Annotated in this window: 15 protein-coding genes and 1 tRNA gene; 9 read left to right on the top strand and 7 right to left on the bottom strand. The window is 34.1% G+C overall.

Translation table 11 applies throughout. The annotated features are described in order from the left end of the window. A partial coding sequence (locus tag NAAC61_RS10200) for a methyl-accepting chemotaxis protein (protein WP_202695968.1) occupies positions 1–1,302 on the bottom strand: 1,302 nt, incomplete at its 3' end. A gap of 189 nt (positions 1,303–1,491) precedes the next feature. On the opposite strand from NAAC61_RS10200, the gene NAAC61_RS10195 reads away from it, so the two are divergent. Beyond that, positions 1,492–2,460 (top strand): potassium channel beta subunit family protein, encoded by a 969-nt coding sequence (locus NAAC61_RS10195; protein WP_202695967.1) that lies wholly within the window; start codon positions 1,492–1,494, stop codon positions 2,458–2,460. A gap of 156 nt (positions 2,461–2,616) precedes the next feature. On the opposite strand, the gene lpdA is transcribed toward NAAC61_RS10195, so the two are convergent. From lpdA to NAAC61_RS10170, 5 genes are all read right to left on the bottom strand, one after another. After that, positions 2,617–3,972 (bottom strand): dihydrolipoyl dehydrogenase, encoded by a 1,356-nt coding sequence (gene lpdA / locus NAAC61_RS10190; protein ID WP_202695966.1) that lies wholly within the window; start codon positions 3,970–3,972, stop codon positions 2,617–2,619. Positions 3,973–4,299: 327 nt separating this feature from the next. Next, the gene (locus NAAC61_RS10185) at positions 4,300–4,632 is read right to left on the bottom strand and encodes a carboxymuconolactone decarboxylase family protein (RefSeq protein WP_237729885.1); all 333 of its coding nucleotides are present in this window, start codon (positions 4,630–4,632) and stop codon (positions 4,300–4,302) included. A gap of 368 nt (positions 4,633–5,000) precedes the next feature. Beyond that, on the bottom strand, positions 5,001–5,945 hold the full coding sequence (locus NAAC61_RS10180) for a hypothetical protein (RefSeq protein WP_202695964.1): 945 nt from the start codon (positions 5,943–5,945) through the stop codon (positions 5,001–5,003). Positions 5,946–5,956: 11 nt separating this feature from the next. Further along, positions 5,957–6,121 (bottom strand): hypothetical protein, encoded by a 165-nt coding sequence (locus NAAC61_RS10175; protein WP_202695963.1) that lies wholly within the window; start codon positions 6,119–6,121, stop codon positions 5,957–5,959. Positions 6,122–6,178: 57 nt separating this feature from the next. Further along, a tRNA-Gln gene (locus tag NAAC61_RS10170) sits at positions 6,179–6,252 on the bottom strand. A gap of 71 nt (positions 6,253–6,323) precedes the next feature. On the opposite strand from NAAC61_RS10170, the gene yqeH reads away from it, so the two are divergent. Beyond that, the gene (yqeH, locus tag NAAC61_RS10165; protein WP_237729884.1) at positions 6,324–7,571 is read left to right on the top strand and encodes a ribosome biogenesis GTPase YqeH; all 1,248 of its coding nucleotides are present in this window, start codon (positions 6,324–6,326) and stop codon (positions 7,569–7,571) included. Between the two features lie 115 nt (positions 7,572–7,686). Further along, positions 7,687–8,277, top strand: a complete 591-nt coding sequence (gene pduL, locus NAAC61_RS10160; RefSeq protein WP_121514904.1) for a phosphate propanoyltransferase — start codon at positions 7,687–7,689, stop codon at positions 8,275–8,277. Positions 8,278–8,302: 25 nt separating this feature from the next. Here pduL and ylqF read toward each other — a convergent pair whose 3' ends face one another. After that, on the bottom strand, positions 8,303–9,118 hold the full coding sequence (gene ylqF, locus NAAC61_RS10155) for a ribosome biogenesis GTPase YlqF (RefSeq protein ID WP_121959840.1): 816 nt from the start codon (positions 9,116–9,118) through the stop codon (positions 8,303–8,305). A gap of 214 nt (positions 9,119–9,332) precedes the next feature. On the opposite strand from ylqF, the gene NAAC61_RS10150 reads away from it, so the two are divergent. The 6 genes from NAAC61_RS10150 to NAAC61_RS10125 are packed head-to-tail and all read left to right on the top strand — an operon-like array spanning position 9,333 to position 14,376. Further along, positions 9,333–10,214 carry a PhoH family protein gene (locus NAAC61_RS10150; RefSeq protein ID WP_202695962.1) on the top strand — a complete coding sequence of 294 codons (882 nt, stop codon included), beginning with the start codon at positions 9,333–9,335 and terminating at the stop codon, positions 10,212–10,214. Between the two features lie 33 nt (positions 10,215–10,247). Then, positions 10,248–11,663 carry an HDIG domain-containing metalloprotein gene (locus NAAC61_RS10145; protein WP_121514906.1) on the top strand — a complete coding sequence of 472 codons (1,416 nt, stop codon included), beginning with the start codon at positions 10,248–10,250 and terminating at the stop codon, positions 11,661–11,663. 12 nt (positions 11,664–11,675) lie between these two features. Then, positions 11,676–12,107: an rRNA maturation RNase YbeY gene (gene ybeY, locus NAAC61_RS10140; RefSeq protein ID WP_121514907.1), complete on the top strand. Its 432-nt coding sequence runs from the start codon at positions 11,676–11,678 to the stop codon at positions 12,105–12,107. 2 nt (positions 12,108–12,109) lie between these two features. Beyond that, positions 12,110–13,342, top strand: coding sequence for a DUF1015 domain-containing protein (locus tag NAAC61_RS10135; RefSeq protein ID WP_103064641.1), 1,233 nt, complete (start codon positions 12,110–12,112; stop codon positions 13,340–13,342). 22 nt (positions 13,343–13,364) lie between these two features. Further along, positions 13,365–13,910 (top strand): DUF402 domain-containing protein, encoded by a 546-nt coding sequence (locus NAAC61_RS10130; RefSeq protein ID WP_202695961.1) that lies wholly within the window; start codon positions 13,365–13,367, stop codon positions 13,908–13,910. Between the two features lie 25 nt (positions 13,911–13,935). After that, complete coding sequence (locus NAAC61_RS10125; protein ID WP_202695960.1) at positions 13,936–14,376, top strand: PspC domain-containing protein; 441 nt, start codon at positions 13,936–13,938, stop codon at positions 14,374–14,376. Positions 14,377–14,387: the final 11 nt, after the last annotated feature.

The following is a 14,387-nucleotide window of genomic DNA, read 5'->3' as shown; positions in this document are numbered from 1 at the left end:
CCTTTGTGCGTCTTGGGATACCCCTTGTGCTGCCCTTGCTACTTCGTCTACCCCTGAGGTTACTTCTTCTACGTTTCCTGCCGTTTCTTCTGCATTTGTTTGTATCTTGTCCATCTGGTTTTTGAGTTCTTCTGAGCTCTTTCTGCTTTCTTGTGATGATTGTGTTAGACTTTCTGATGCGTTTTCTACTTTGTTTGATGCTTGCATTATTGAGCCCATGGATTTTCTTAATTCTTTACTCATTTCTGATAGAGCGTTTGCCATTTGCCCTATCTCGTCTTTACTTTTACTTTCAAAGTTTACCGTTAGGTCTCCTTCTTTGAATTGGTTTATCTTGTTTTTGAACTCTAACAGTGGTTTCGTTATACTCCTTATTAGATAGATAACCATGATTATCGATACTACAAAGGCGACTATGGTTAAGATAATTGTCAAGGTTATTGCTCTGTTGTTTTCTTCTATGAGTGATGGACCTAATGTGTCTTGTTGAACTTTTAATTCATTTCTTTGTTCTTCTAATAGATTCAATATCTCTACCCTTGCTTGTTCCATCTGCCCAATTATGGGCTCTTGGGATTCTATCGCTGTGACTATTTGATTGAAGGTGTTTTTGAACTGTTCAGCCATATCTTTCATCTCGTTGAACATTTCAGTTAATTCATCTGAAGTTAGTCCATATTGCATAATCAATAGTTGGGAATCCAATTCATTAAAAGCATTTAAAACATTGTTTTTTTCCCCAAGAGCTTTGGATGAAAAATACATGGAAGATAAATGATCTATATTATCCAATATATTAAGTGAACTATCAGCATAAAAGACAAGGGTTGAAACGTTATTTTCTTGGGCTAAGGTTTTAAAATCGGTAATACTTTGACGTAATTCATTGGATATATCTTTAAAATCCTGCCTTACGAGTCTATTTTTTTCTTCGTTCAATTGAACAATTTGATTAAAACTGCTTTCATAGTCGTCTATCTTTGCGATTACGTTTTGCACAACTGTAGAATCGGTAGTTTCACCGGTAAAGAAACTTTGAACTGCGTTGATATTTTGAGTAAAAGTTTCTTTTGTCTGTTCATCGTAGTTAATCACATAGTCTTTGAAGGCTAAAGCAGCTCCAAAAAAGTCGTTTTCTATTTCAGAGATCTGATTCGTTTCATCAGATAAATCCCTATAACTACCCAACCCATCGTTGGACCTTATCAAAGAATAAATATTGAAAAAGATCGCTGCCCCAAATAAAACAAAAATCACAACGATAATTACAATTATCCTTCCTCTTATGCTTTTGAATGACATGGAATTTCTCCCCCTTATTTTTAATTATCTTGAGAATAATTATAATACAAAACAGTACACAAAAGCAAATAAAAAGTTGCTAGAAATATTTATTTTTTTTAATAAGTTCGAATGCAAAAACGAAAAATTAAAGATAATATATGGTATAATGGTATATAGTATAATTAAAGAAGAAGGAGGAGGCAGATTATGCAATATAACAATTTAGGTAAGGCGGGTATAAAAGTAAGTGAAATTTCATTCGGATCTTGGTTAACTTTTGGAAACCAATTAGATACAGAAGGGGTTAAATCGTGTTTGCGTACCGCTTATGAAAACGACGTTAACTTTTTTGACAACGCAGAAGCCTACGCTAACGGGCTTTCTGAATCTCTAATGGGAATGGCGCTAAAAGAGTATAAAAGAGAAGACCTTGTAATTTCGACAAAAATATTTTGGGGTGGAAAAGGCCCAAATGATAGAGGGGTATCAAGGAAGCATCTTTTAGAAGGAACTTGGAACTCTCTAAAAAGGTTACAAGTTGATTATGTTGATCTTATATTTTGCCATAGACCAGATCCTACAACCCCCATTGAAGAAACAGTATTTGCGATGGATTATATAATAAGAAACGGTTTAGCTCTTTATTGGGGAACCTCAGAATGGAGTGCGGAGCAATTGGAAGAAGCTTATCTAGTAGCAGATAAAAGAAATCTTATTCCGCCCACAATGGAACAACCTCAATACAATATGTTAGTTAGAAACAAAGTTGAAAAAGAGTTTAAACCTCTTTATGACAAATATGGTTTAGGGTTAACCACATGGAGCCCGTTGGCCAGCGGGGTATTAACCGGAAAATACAACGATGGAATCCCTCAAGATAGCAGACTTGCAAAATTTAAAAACTTACGAGAAGAGTTTGAAAAAGGCGGAGTTTTGTCGCAAGAAAATATTGAAAAGGTCAGAAAATTGACAAAAATAGCTAACGATTTAGGCGCAACAATGGCTCAACTTGCTCTTGCCTGGATATTGAAAAACCCTAACGTTAGTACCGTAATAACAGGTGCAAGTAGGCCAGAACAGGTAAAAGAAAATGTAAAAGCTTCCCAGATAAAAGAAAAACTTACAGATAGCGTAATGGAAGAAATTGAAAAGATTCTAAACAATAAGCCTCAATAAAAACGATTAATCCCACCGAATTGGTGGGATTTTTTTAATTTTCTTTAACTTTATAACCCCATACAGTTTTTATTATGTCACGCCACAAACATTGGAAATAGTTATATTTAATTTGCCTTTTGAAAAATGACAACTTCCTTTTATCAACGACTTTGTCTAAATATGTATTGCCAATCCTTCCGCGGTTTCTTCTGCACCAAGGATACTTTCCGTTAAAGTGGGGTGAGGATGTATACTATCCGTTAGTTGCTCTACACTCATCCCATACTTTACAGCCAAAACTCCTTCCATAATCATATCCGTAGCGTTCGGAGAGACAATAGCTACACCTAATACTTTTTTAGTTTCTTTATCAGCGATTATCTTTACAAAACCATCTCTTTCTTCCATGGTTCTAGCCCTACCGTTTGCAGATACAGGAAATTTTGAAATGATAACTTTTTCAGAATCAACTTCTTCTTCTTTTAGCCCAACAGTTGCTATTTCTGGGTTAGAGAAAATAACATTTGGCACAGCACTGTAATCCATTTCTTTAGATTCTCCTGCAATATTATGTGCGGCTACCATACCTTCATTCATAGCCACATGAGCTAACATAATATGAGCTCTTATATCTCCTATTGCATAAACATTTTCAACGTTTGTTCTCATTTTGGAATCTGTCTTAACACCTTTTTCTATCTCTACACCTAAATTTTTAATATCTGGCGTTATAACAGGCCTTCTCCCCACAGCAAATAAAATCTTTGAACTCGTTATTTCTTTGGTCTCACCGTTGAAATCCATTTTTGATACGTATGAATCTTCATTTTTTTTAATATCTATGACCTTATGTTTTTCTAAGACTTCTACGCCTTTTTTTACCAAAGATTTTTTTGCTTCTTCTGCTACATCTTTATCCTCATTGGGCAGAATATGTTCAAGCAGTTCTACAACATAGACTTTTTTACCTAAACTTGCAAAAAATGTAGCAAATTCTACACCAATTACCCCTCCACCAACTATCAAAATCGATTCTGGCAAATGTTCCATTGTAAACACATCGTCACTTGTCCAAATTCCTTCAATTTTATCAAAGGGTGAAAACATTACTGGTTCAGAACCATGAGCTAAAATAATGTTTTGCGTTTCTATGGTTTTATCGCCAACTTTTATATGATTTTTATCTGCTATTTCAGCGGTACCTTGTATTAATTCGATATGATTTTTCTTAAATAGATATTCTATCCCTTTTTTAGATTGTAGAACAACTTTTTTCATATGTTTCATTATTTCGCTTATTTCATAAGTTACTTCACCAACTTTTATGCCTAATTTGTTCGATTTTTTTAAAATCTCTTCGTAAAGATGTGAAGAGGTCAACATTGCTTTTGTGGGGATGCAACCTTTGTTGGTACAAGTTCCACCAAGATTTTCTTTTTCAACAACGGCAACCTTTTTCCCTAATTGTGATAACCTTATTGCTGCCACATAACCACCTGGTCCTGATCCTATAACAACAACATCGTACATTAGAATTGCCTCCTTTTTATTTAATTTTTTTGATTTTAGAATCTCTAAAACATTATATATAGCGCCCTTCCCCCCGCTCCCCACCCAAAAGGATAAAACATTTCTCTTTCTTCACCCAATTTCTCACCCACAAGGATAAAACAGTTTTTCTCTCTTCACCCTGTCTCCCACCCAGAAGGATAAAACATTTCTCTTTCTTCACCCAATTTCTCACCCACAAGGATAAAAATCTCTGTATCTTTTACCGCGCAGCCCGCGCCCAATTTAATCTTTATTAACATTATAACAAAAAAGGGGAGATTTTCTCCCCTTCGACATAATTCACTATTATTTTAGGTCTTTTAATGCTTCCAAAACCAACCCTGCATGCATTAAAGCTGGACCTCCACCCATCAACACTGCAACCCACGCAGCTTCCAGAATTTCCTCTTCTGTGGCACCTGCTTCTAACGCAAATTTTACATGACACGCAATACACCATTCACAGTCTCTGGCTATAGAAAGTGCAACAGCTATTAACTCTTTAGTCTTTTTATCAAGCGCTGCACCTTCTTCTTTTTCGATTGCCTCCATCATGTTTTGGAAACTCTTCATTTGCTCTGGGTTTGTCTTAGAAAACTCCTTCATCCAGTCCATTGCTTTTTGAAAACTATCTTTCATACTCACCGAAATCACCCCTTTTATAATTTTTGTTATATATTTCACAATATTACAAAAACAAATTTGCGATTTTGGTATTTCAAGTGGCTTTTTTCACTAGCATACATTATATTATAACTTAAATCTGTTAAATTTTTAATAATCATATGTTTCGTTTAAATCAAATTATTTTTTTATCTATAAGTTCTTCTTATTCTTCAAATACTCTTTGCTGAAAAAAGAAAAAAAGGATCCTCTTCAAGGATCCCTTATTGTATTGGGCAAATTACTATCTATTGATAAGATGCACCCCTAAAAGTAAATCGTTAAAAATTTCACCCCAGCTACACACCCCATCGATTAATTTTCCTATCTCACCATTTGTGCTTTTATTGACCAGCAAGCTCATTGTATTTATCTTTTTTATAAATAATACTCAATTGAAAAACCAAAGATGTGACAGCATGAACACACATGAAACTTTCAAATCCCTTACCTTGCTTCTTGTGAACGTATCCTTGTACCAAGTTGATTGTGGTTTTTATATACTCTTTTAGATTTTTTGCAATTTCTTCTTCCTTGCATAGATAATCTACAAAACTGCATAGTTTATTTTTGTACTGATCATCCGTTGGAGGTTCAGGGTTTTTGCTTTTATCTCTGTGCAAATCATCAATGTAGAGTTTTTCTGCAACCCTTTTTAATATTTCTCTTCCCATTGTAGCTATAGCATTGTAGTAGAGTGGAGTATTTGCTATCAAAAGAAGCCGCTGCATTTCCAGTAATCCGCTGTCTACATCATCCCAACCAGTAGAGCCAAAAATTCTCCGCATTGTGTTCAAATTAAGGGGTGGCCTTAATAATTCAAAAAACTCTTGGATACGACTGTCCTGATTGTCTCCTTCAATATCTCTGAGCAGAGATAAAACAGTTACTTTCTCTTCCTTAGCTTTTACATATACATCCCTACACAGCGTAAAATCATTAAGAGAAAGCAATATATCATAGCCTCTGCCGTTTTCAAGGTTGACAATGTTTTTATAGTACTCCTCGTTATTACCCACCGAAAAGAATTTATTAGGGTCAAGACTTGTAAATTTTCGCGGCAATTTAGGAGAGATTTGGTTTTCGCTCATCTGAAACTCGCCAATGTTTACAACACCTAGTTCTGTTCTGTGTTGGAAAAAATCGCAGTAAAGAAGCGTGTATCTGGTGTGATAACCATAATCATTCCACGAATCGTCAAGCCTGTCTTTATAAATCACTCCCTTGAGTAAATAGAAAGTGTCAGGTTCACAGTCCGTCGGAATTTCTTTCATAACAATAAACCTCATGCAATACCCCCCTACTCCACGTCCTGAAGCTGGAACGCTTGCTCAATGAGAACCATTACGTCGTTCAGCTGGTCTAACCTCTCAAAGCCGACCTCCACATCACCGTTGTCTCGCCTGCCGACGTCGATTATATCCTTACAAATTTCCTTCTCGTTGGAGACATTGGCAAACTTCATATTTATCTCCAAGTGAATCAGTGAGCTATGGATAACAGGGATTCCTTATTGTTGTATTGGCTGGGGGAGGAGGATTCGAACCTCCACTGACGGAGTCAGAGTCCGCTGTCCTGCCGTTAGACGATCCCCCAATCAGCAAATTTATTATATCACAAAATTTTTTGGTTGACAAGTAAATTTGAAACTCTAAAAAAGAGATCGATTGAGTAACAAAAACCTTTGGCCCGAATACTTAGAAATATCTAAGTATTCGGGTTTTTTTAACATAGGTTCAAATGGTAGAAACTATTTTATGGGAAAATTACTGCGGATTTTGATCCTTTCAAGAATTTTTAATGGAGTCAATAATTTTATGAAATGTGAAGGCTGCGGTATAGAGATACAAACAGAAGAGCCTAAAAACCCAGGGTATATACCTGAGAATGTCCTAAAAGAAAAAATAGAAAATAACGAATCTGTAGTTTGCCAAAGATGCTTCAAATTAAAGCATTATAATTATTTATTACCGGTCACAATAAATTCTGATTTTTCCCATGAGATCGACAAGATTTTAAGGGATTTCGAAACGGTTTTGTGGGTGGTTGATATAATAGATTTCGAAGGCACATTCAGAAAAGAGATTGCCGAAAAAATAAAAGGGAAGAATATTTTTTTAATCGTCAATAAAATAGATCTTTTACCGAAAAGCACACCCTACGAAAAATTAAAAAATTGGTTGCTATTGAGGATCAAAGAGATGGGCATAAATATCCCGGATGATCATGTGAGAATGGTCAGCGTTAAAACAGGTATGGGAATAGAAAAAACAAAACAATTGCTTTTGCAAAAAGAGAAAGAAAAGGCATTGGTATTTGGGGTAACCAATGTAGGTAAATCATCTTTTTTAAACAGACTAGTGGAAGCAGAAATAACTGTAAGTGCATATTCTGGAACTACTTTGAAGGTATTAAAAGCAAACGTACCTAACACAGATTTGCAATTATTCGATACCCCTGGCATTTTCACACAAGACAGGTTGTGCGATTTTTTTGATATTTATACTCAAGTTAAGATGATTCCTTCTAAAAAAATTAAAATTAAAACTTTCACGGTGAATGAAAAAAATGTTCTTTTTATCAGCGGATTGTTCTGGTTGAAAGTTTTAAAGAACGGTGTTAACAATTTACCACCTATAATCACTGTTTTTCTTCCAGAAGAGATATCTGCTCATAGAGCAAAAGAAGAAAGAGTTAATGATTTACTTCACAATAGAGAGGTTTTATTCCCTCCTTACGATAATAATTTTGATTTTGATCAAATAGAGTTTGAAAGAGAAAATGTAAAAATTGATAAGGGAAATGATATAGCCCTTCCTGGAGCGGGATGGCTTTCTATAAAAAGAGGTCCCTTAATAGCAGAAATATCAAAACCTAAAGGGCTTAAGTATGTGATAAGAAAATCAATGAAATAGAAAGATTTCATGTGGGCCGATTGTGGGGTGGGGAGCGGGGCGAAGGGGCGCTGTCTATAGAGTTTTCGAGCTTTGAAAGAAAGTAGGATTTCATCATTTATGGAGGTGTAAAAACTTGCAATTGAAAGAACCTGGAGTAGTTGTTGGGGTATCAAATAGGCATGTACATTTATCACAAGAAGATTTGGAAAAGTTGTTTGGTAAAGGCTATGAATTAACTCCCTTAAGACCACTGGGACAACCGGGTCAATACGCATCTGAAGAATGTGTAGATTTGATAGGACCAAAGGGTTCTTTCCAAAAAGTGAGAATATTAGGTCCGGTAAGAAAGGAGTCACAAGTCGAAATATCTAGAACAGACTCCTTTAAACTGGGAGTAAACCCCCCTGTTAGAGACTCAGGAGATATAGAAGGAACACCAGGGATTACGATAAAAGGACCTGTTGGTGAAATACAATTAAAGAAAGGTGTAATCATTGCCAAAAGGCACATACATATGCACCCAAAGGATGCCGAACATTATGGCGTTAAAGATAAAGACTTAGTTTCAGTATATTGTGATAAAGAAGGAAGAAGACTTATTTTTCAAGATGTTTTGGTCAGAGTCAGTGAAAAATATGCATTAGAGTTTCATGTTGATATCGACGAGGCAAATGCGGCTTTACTCAACAACGGAGATTATGTGAAAATTATAGAAAAATTCTAAAAATCGGTGCTTGCACCGGTTTTTTTCAATCAATATCAGAAGGTATTTCATAGGTTATACCCCCATATTTCCCTTCGGTTATTTCTCTTAGAAAGGCATTTCTTCCCCTTTCGTAATCTGGAACTCCGCCTTTTTTTATAAAATTTCTCTTCATAGAAAACCTTTCTATGAACTCAACTATATTTTCACAGCTTTCCCAATCTTCTAAAACTGAATCCAAAATATTAGGATACTCTTGTTTTAAAAAATCAAAAAGGTAGAAAAGAGCCTCATCTAATTCCGTATCTTCTGCTTTTAGAGAACCAATTAGAATTAATTTGTTAACAAGATCTTTGTTAAAAAGTTTTGGATATAACACACCCGGTGTATCAAGAACTTTTAAGTCCTTCGATACGGTTATCCATTGTAAACCTCTTGTTATACCAGGTTTATTTCCAACTGCAGCAGATTTTTTACCTTTTAAACGGTTTATAAAGGTAGATTTACCAACATTTGGTATACCAACTATCATAAGCGACTTTTCATTGAACTTTTGAGGGACGATGGGATAAATATATTTTAAAAAAAAGTCTTTAACATTGAATTCATTGAGGCTAAGTGAAAAAACATCCTCACCTTTTTCCTTATAATACTTCTCCCACAACTTGATTTTTTTCATGTCGCAAAGGTCTTTTTTATTGAGAATAATTATTCTTTTTTTGTTCCTAAAAAGCTGTTCTTCTTCATACGCCCTGCTAGCGTACGGAGCCCTTGCGTCAAGAATTTCTACTACAGCATTAACAAGTTTTAAATGCTTTTTTATCAAAGATTTGGCTTTTTCTATATGTCCTGGATACCACATACTTTTAACCCCTTTATACAGCTGTTCTCACGATTATTCTTATTTTTCTTAAATTGTGGTATAATACAAGTGATAAAAGTATACCTTATTTTGTAAAAAAATCAAAGAGGAGGGATAATCTATTCTGAGATATTCTATCTCTATACCTGAGAATGTTGAACCGATTGAAATTTTTGGGGCTTATGATAGCCGAACAAAGTACATTAAAAAAGAGATGAACGTAGATATACATTACAAAAATAGAAAAATTTTCATCGAAGGAAAGGATGACGACTCGGTCAATAAAACATCAAAGATATTCACAGAACTTTTAGAAATTTTAGATGAAGGCCATTTACTTGATTGGGATGAATTTCAATACGTGGTTTCTAGGTATAAAACCAACGGGAATGGTTCAAAAACTGAAGAAAAGAAAAAATCAATGAAAGAAGTTATCAACACCCGGATCGTGGGTACCCAAATTTTTGCAAAAACTGAAGGCCAAGCAAATTATATCGACTACTTAAAAAATAATGACATTGTCTTTAGTATAGGACCAGCGGGAACCGGCAAAACGTATCTAGCGGTTGCTATGGGAGTAGACTATTTAAGATCAGGTAAAGTTCAAAGGATAATACTTACTAGACCAGCAGTTGAAGCAGGAGAAAAACTAGGTTTTTTACCTGGTAGCTTTTATGAAAAGGTTGACCCCTACTTAAGGCCGTTGTACGATGCCTTACTTGATTTTATGGATACTGACAAACTGATTTCATACAGAGAAAAAGGTATTATAGAAATACTACCTTTAGCTTACATGAGGGGTAGAACATTAAACAATTCTTATATTATCTTAGACGAAGCACAGAATACAACTTATCAGCAAATGAAAATGTTTTTAACAAGGATAGGGTTTAACACGAAGGCGGTCATCACTGGTGATGTAACCCAAATAGACTTAGAAAAAAAGAAAGACTCTGGATTACTATCGGTTAAAAAGGTATTGAATGGTAACATTTCTGGGATAAAATTCATTGAACTTTCAAATAACGATGTGGTGAGGAATCCTTTAGTAAAAGAAATTATAAAAGCCTACGAAGATTATGAAAACGGTTTATAAATGGGTATAAAATAAGGAAGTGTTTTCCACTGTATGAAGAACAAAAATACAGAAAATAATAAACGAATTAGTAAAAATCTTTTTCAAAAAGTGAATCTATTTTTTTCTAAAAATAAGGGTTTTATAAGTAGGGTAGTTCTTTTTATTTTTTTAGCTTTATTCACAGAATGGCTCATTTTCAACAGAATCTCGTTGAATTTTCAGTTAAGTTTTAACTTAGTATTTCTTGTATTTTGGATATTTATCGGAGAATTTTTGTTACCTAAGAATAAAATGTTTAAACTTCATCCTAAAAATTATTGGGCGGCTTTTTTAACGCCGCTCTTTTTCAATATAATACTGAATCTTTTTGTTTTCAAATATGTGAATATATTTGCAATATCGACCATATTGAGTACTTTGATAATAACCTTACTAATAGATTACTCTACCGGTTTAATTTCAGGGCTCATATTTTCCGCTTACTTTGGTATTTTATTCGGATTTGATTTGAAGTTCACGATTTTTTTATTTTTACCTGCAGCAGTTGTCGCCCTATCATCCAGAAAAACCAAAAGAAGAATAGAAATAATACTACCATTTTTTTGGGCTAGTTTAACGCAAATTATCGTTGCTTATGTAATTAACTTATACTATACTCCGTTGGACTATCTCATAATAATCGAAAGTAATTTTTTGAGCGTATTGGTAACTATGGGTATTTTACCCTTCTTTGAATACTTAACCAGAGTTTATTCCGAGATTGGGTTGTTGGAACTTGGTAATTTAAGTAATCCTTTGCTAAAAAATCTTTCATTGAAAGCACCAGGAACATACTATCACAGCATGATCATATCTAACTTAGCGGAAAGCTCTGCTGAGATTATCAATGGAAATATGGTTTTAGCCAGGGTAGGTTCTTATTTCCACGATATAGGGAAGGTGTGGAGACCTCAGTTTTTTTCAGAAAACCAAAAGAATAAAAACCCTCATTCCGATATAAGTGCTAAATTAAGTTCTTTGATTTTAAACAACCATGTCACTTATGGTATCGAATTGGCAAAAAAACACCGTTTACCTATACTAATAGAGGATATGATAGCACAGCATCATGGCACAAGGGTTAAGCAATTCTTTTACAGCGAATATTATAATCAAACAGGGATAAAAGATACCAACATGTTCAGATATCCCGGACCCATCCCTCAATTTAAGGAAGCTGCCATACTTATGATATGCGATGTAACTGAAGCCATGGTAAGAAGTATGCAAGACTTAAGCGCTGTTGATCTTAATGAAAAACTTGATAATTTGATAAACTCCCTTTTTTTTGAAGGACAGTTAGATGATTGTGGATTAACACTTAGAGAAGTCAAAAAGATAAAAGGCAGAATTATTAGAACCATAATGGAAATGAATCATAAAAGGATATCCTATCCCAAAGTTGAGGCAAAAGAACTTAAAGAGTAGAGGAGAACGCCTTTGAAAATAAACGTTATAAACCAACAAGAGTTAAGAGAGATAGACACTAAATTAATCAAAGATATCGCCAAAAAACTTCTTCTAAACGAGGTTGGCGAAGGGGATTTTGAATTAAACATATTAATCACCGACGATAAGAATATAAGCGAATACAATAAATATAGAGGCAAAAGTTCACCTACGGATGTTTTATCCTTTTCTTATGGTTTAAAAGAACCTGTCATTGGAGATATTGTCATTTCTGTTGAAAGTATAGAAAAACAAGCGCCTGATTTTGGCAATTCATTTGAAGAAGAATTCTATTATATACTTATTCATGGCTTACTACACATCGTTGGTTACGATCATGAAAACTCTGAAGAAGATGCTAAAAAAATGTTTGACGTTCAAGATCAATATTTTCATCAATTAATCAAAGACAGGAGGAGATAGAGTTGGCTACAGTAAAGCCCTTTAAAGCTTTAAGACCATATAAAGGGATAGAACAGTGTTTTTCTTGCCCACCCTACGATGTACTTGAGGAGGATGAAGTTAAGGAAATAATCTCTAGAAACCCCAATTCTTTCTTGAGGGTAACAAGGTCCGAAGTAGAGGCGAAAGAAGATTCTAAAGAAGCTATTTACAAAAAAGCCAAAGAAAATCTTGAATCCTTTATTAAAAATGGCGTATTAATCAAAGATGTTGAACCATCTTTTTATATTTATCGTGAAACCTGGCAAGGAGTTTCTCAAACAGGTTTTTTTGCTGTGGTGAGCGTGGATGAGTACGACAAAGGGATTATAAAAAAACATGAATTAACAAGAAGTGACAAAGAAGACGACAGGACAAATCACATATTAAATCTAAATGCACAAACTGGACCTGTTTTCTTAACCTACAAAGCCCAAGAAGACTTAAAAGCAATCATTGACAAGCTTATAAAAAACAAGGAAATTCTTTATTCCTTTTGCGATGAAAACAATGTGAAACATGAACTCATCAAAATCCAAGAAGAAAACGAAAGGGAACAAATCGAAAAAGCTTTCAATACTATCGAATATCTTTACATTGTAGATGGACACCATAGGGCTGCTGCCGCTTCCAGAGTTCAAAAAATACTGAAAGAAAAAGACACAAGTTACTCTTTGAATAAACCCTACAATTATTTTATGGCCGCTATTTTCCCCCACAACGAACTCAGAATACTCCCGTACAATAGAATTGTTAAAGATCTAAATGGTTTAAATGAAGATGAATTTTTGAAAAAGATGGGTTCTTATTTTGAAGTAGAAGAAGCTCCCTTTTCACCTTATTCTCCTGATTCCTCACACTCTTTTGGAATGTATCTTCAAAAAAAATGGTACAAACTCACATTTAGAGGTGAAGAAAGTGAAGATCCTGTAGAAAACCTTGATGTACAAATATTGCAAAAATACTTATTAGATCCCATACTTTCCATAAAAGATCCCAGAACCGATCCAAGAATATATTTCCTGGGTGGTATTAGAGGTGTAAAAGAAATCGAAAAGTGGGTAGACAAAAAAGATTGGAAAGTTGGATTTTCTATGTATCCCACTCAAATAGACCAACTCTTAAAAGTTGCAGAGATGAACAAGATAATGCCACCTAAATCCACTTGGTTTGAACCAAAATTGAGGAGTGGCTTATTAATTCATGAATTAAGCTGAGCCTTTTTCCCACACATTAGAGGTGGTAGTTATAAAATACTATAATTTTAATTTAAAAAACAAAATCGAAACAATAAAAACTCATACCGTTGATGAAAAAATTCAAGTAGATGAAATAAAGGTATTTGAAAATAATCTGTACGGAATAAAAAGAAAATGGAAGATTTTATCTTCTCATAACTCGGTTGATTTCATAAAACGCATACTATGCCCCAGTGACAACGTTATGCTAACCTATTATCATGATGAGAAAGGTGAAATGTCTAAATATCTCGTTTATATAGATTTTGGTAAATACAATGTCAGCAGCGGAAATATTGAATTTCAAGATCAAGAATTAGATCTTCTAGTTTATAACAACTTAAAATACAAAATACTCGATATGGACGAATTATTAAATGCCTTTGATTGCGAAAAAATCACTTTTTCTGATATGCAAAAGATTTTAATAACTCTTGAGCAGTTTATTAATAATTTTAATTATTTGGGTATAATTGACGCTATTAATTTGAAATTCGGCCCCAATGCTATTAATTGGCTTTTGAAAAACAAAACTAGTATAGTATAATAACTCATACCTGGAGGGGAAAAAATTGAGAAAACTCTATCGTTCCAGAGAAAATAAGATTTTAGCCGGTGTTTGCGGAGGCTTAGGTGAGTATTTTCAAATAGACCCTGTCATCATACGGCTGTTATGGATTGTTTTAAGCCTAGTTTGGGGATTCGGGGTTATTTTGTATATAATCGCAATTTTTATAATCCCTCCCGAACCTCAACAAAATCATTATTCTGATAATTTTGAAGAAACCCCCGAAAACGAGCATCACCATGTTTCACATAATTTAGAAGATGAAGACAGAAAAGTCGTTATAGGTCTGTTTGCTTTACTATTTATCGTAATTGGGTTAATTATTTTGGTAAGTATAATAACTCCTTCGACATTTTTCTTTAGAAATTTTATCAAAATCTTGATAAGTATATTACTGATCGGAATTGGTGCATATTTAATTTCCAAATCAAGAACCAAAAAATAGCAATAAAATAA

It is taken from the genome of Petrotoga sp. 8T1HF07.NaAc.6.1 (assembly GCF_016772115.1).
GTDB lineage: Bacteria > Thermotogota > Thermotogae > Petrotogales > Petrotogaceae > Petrotoga > Petrotoga mobilis.
The sequence above is the reverse complement of the archived record's forward strand: the minus strand, read 5'-3'. Positions and strand labels throughout refer to the sequence as shown.

Bases quoted from the DNA above. Each gene is read 5' to 3' on its own strand.
- NAAC61_RS10195 (WP_202695967.1), top strand. From the start codon at position 1,492: ATGCAATATAACAATTTAGGTAAGGCGGGTATAAAAGTAAGTGAAATT.
- lpdA (WP_202695966.1), bottom strand. From the start codon at position 3,972: ATGTACGATGTTGTTGTTATAGGATCAGGACCAGGTGGTTATGTGGCA.
- NAAC61_RS10185 (WP_237729885.1), bottom strand. From the start codon at position 4,632: ATGAAAGATAGTTTTCAAAAAGCAATGGACTGGATGAAGGAGTTTTCT.
- NAAC61_RS10180 (WP_202695964.1), bottom strand. From the start codon at position 5,945: ATGAGGTTTATTGTTATGAAAGAAATTCCGACGGACTGTGAACCTGAC.
- NAAC61_RS10175 (WP_202695963.1), bottom strand. From the start codon at position 6,121: ATGAAGTTTGCCAATGTCTCCAACGAGAAGGAAATTTGTAAGGATATA.
- ylqF (WP_121959840.1), bottom strand. From the start codon at position 9,118: ATGTGGTATCCAGGACATATAGAAAAAGCCAAATCTTTGATAAAAAAG.
- NAAC61_RS10150 (WP_202695962.1), top strand. From the start codon at position 9,333: ATGAACGTAGATATACATTACAAAAATAGAAAAATTTTCATCGAAGGA.
- NAAC61_RS10145 (WP_121514906.1), top strand. From the start codon at position 10,248: ATGAAGAACAAAAATACAGAAAATAATAAACGAATTAGTAAAAATCTT.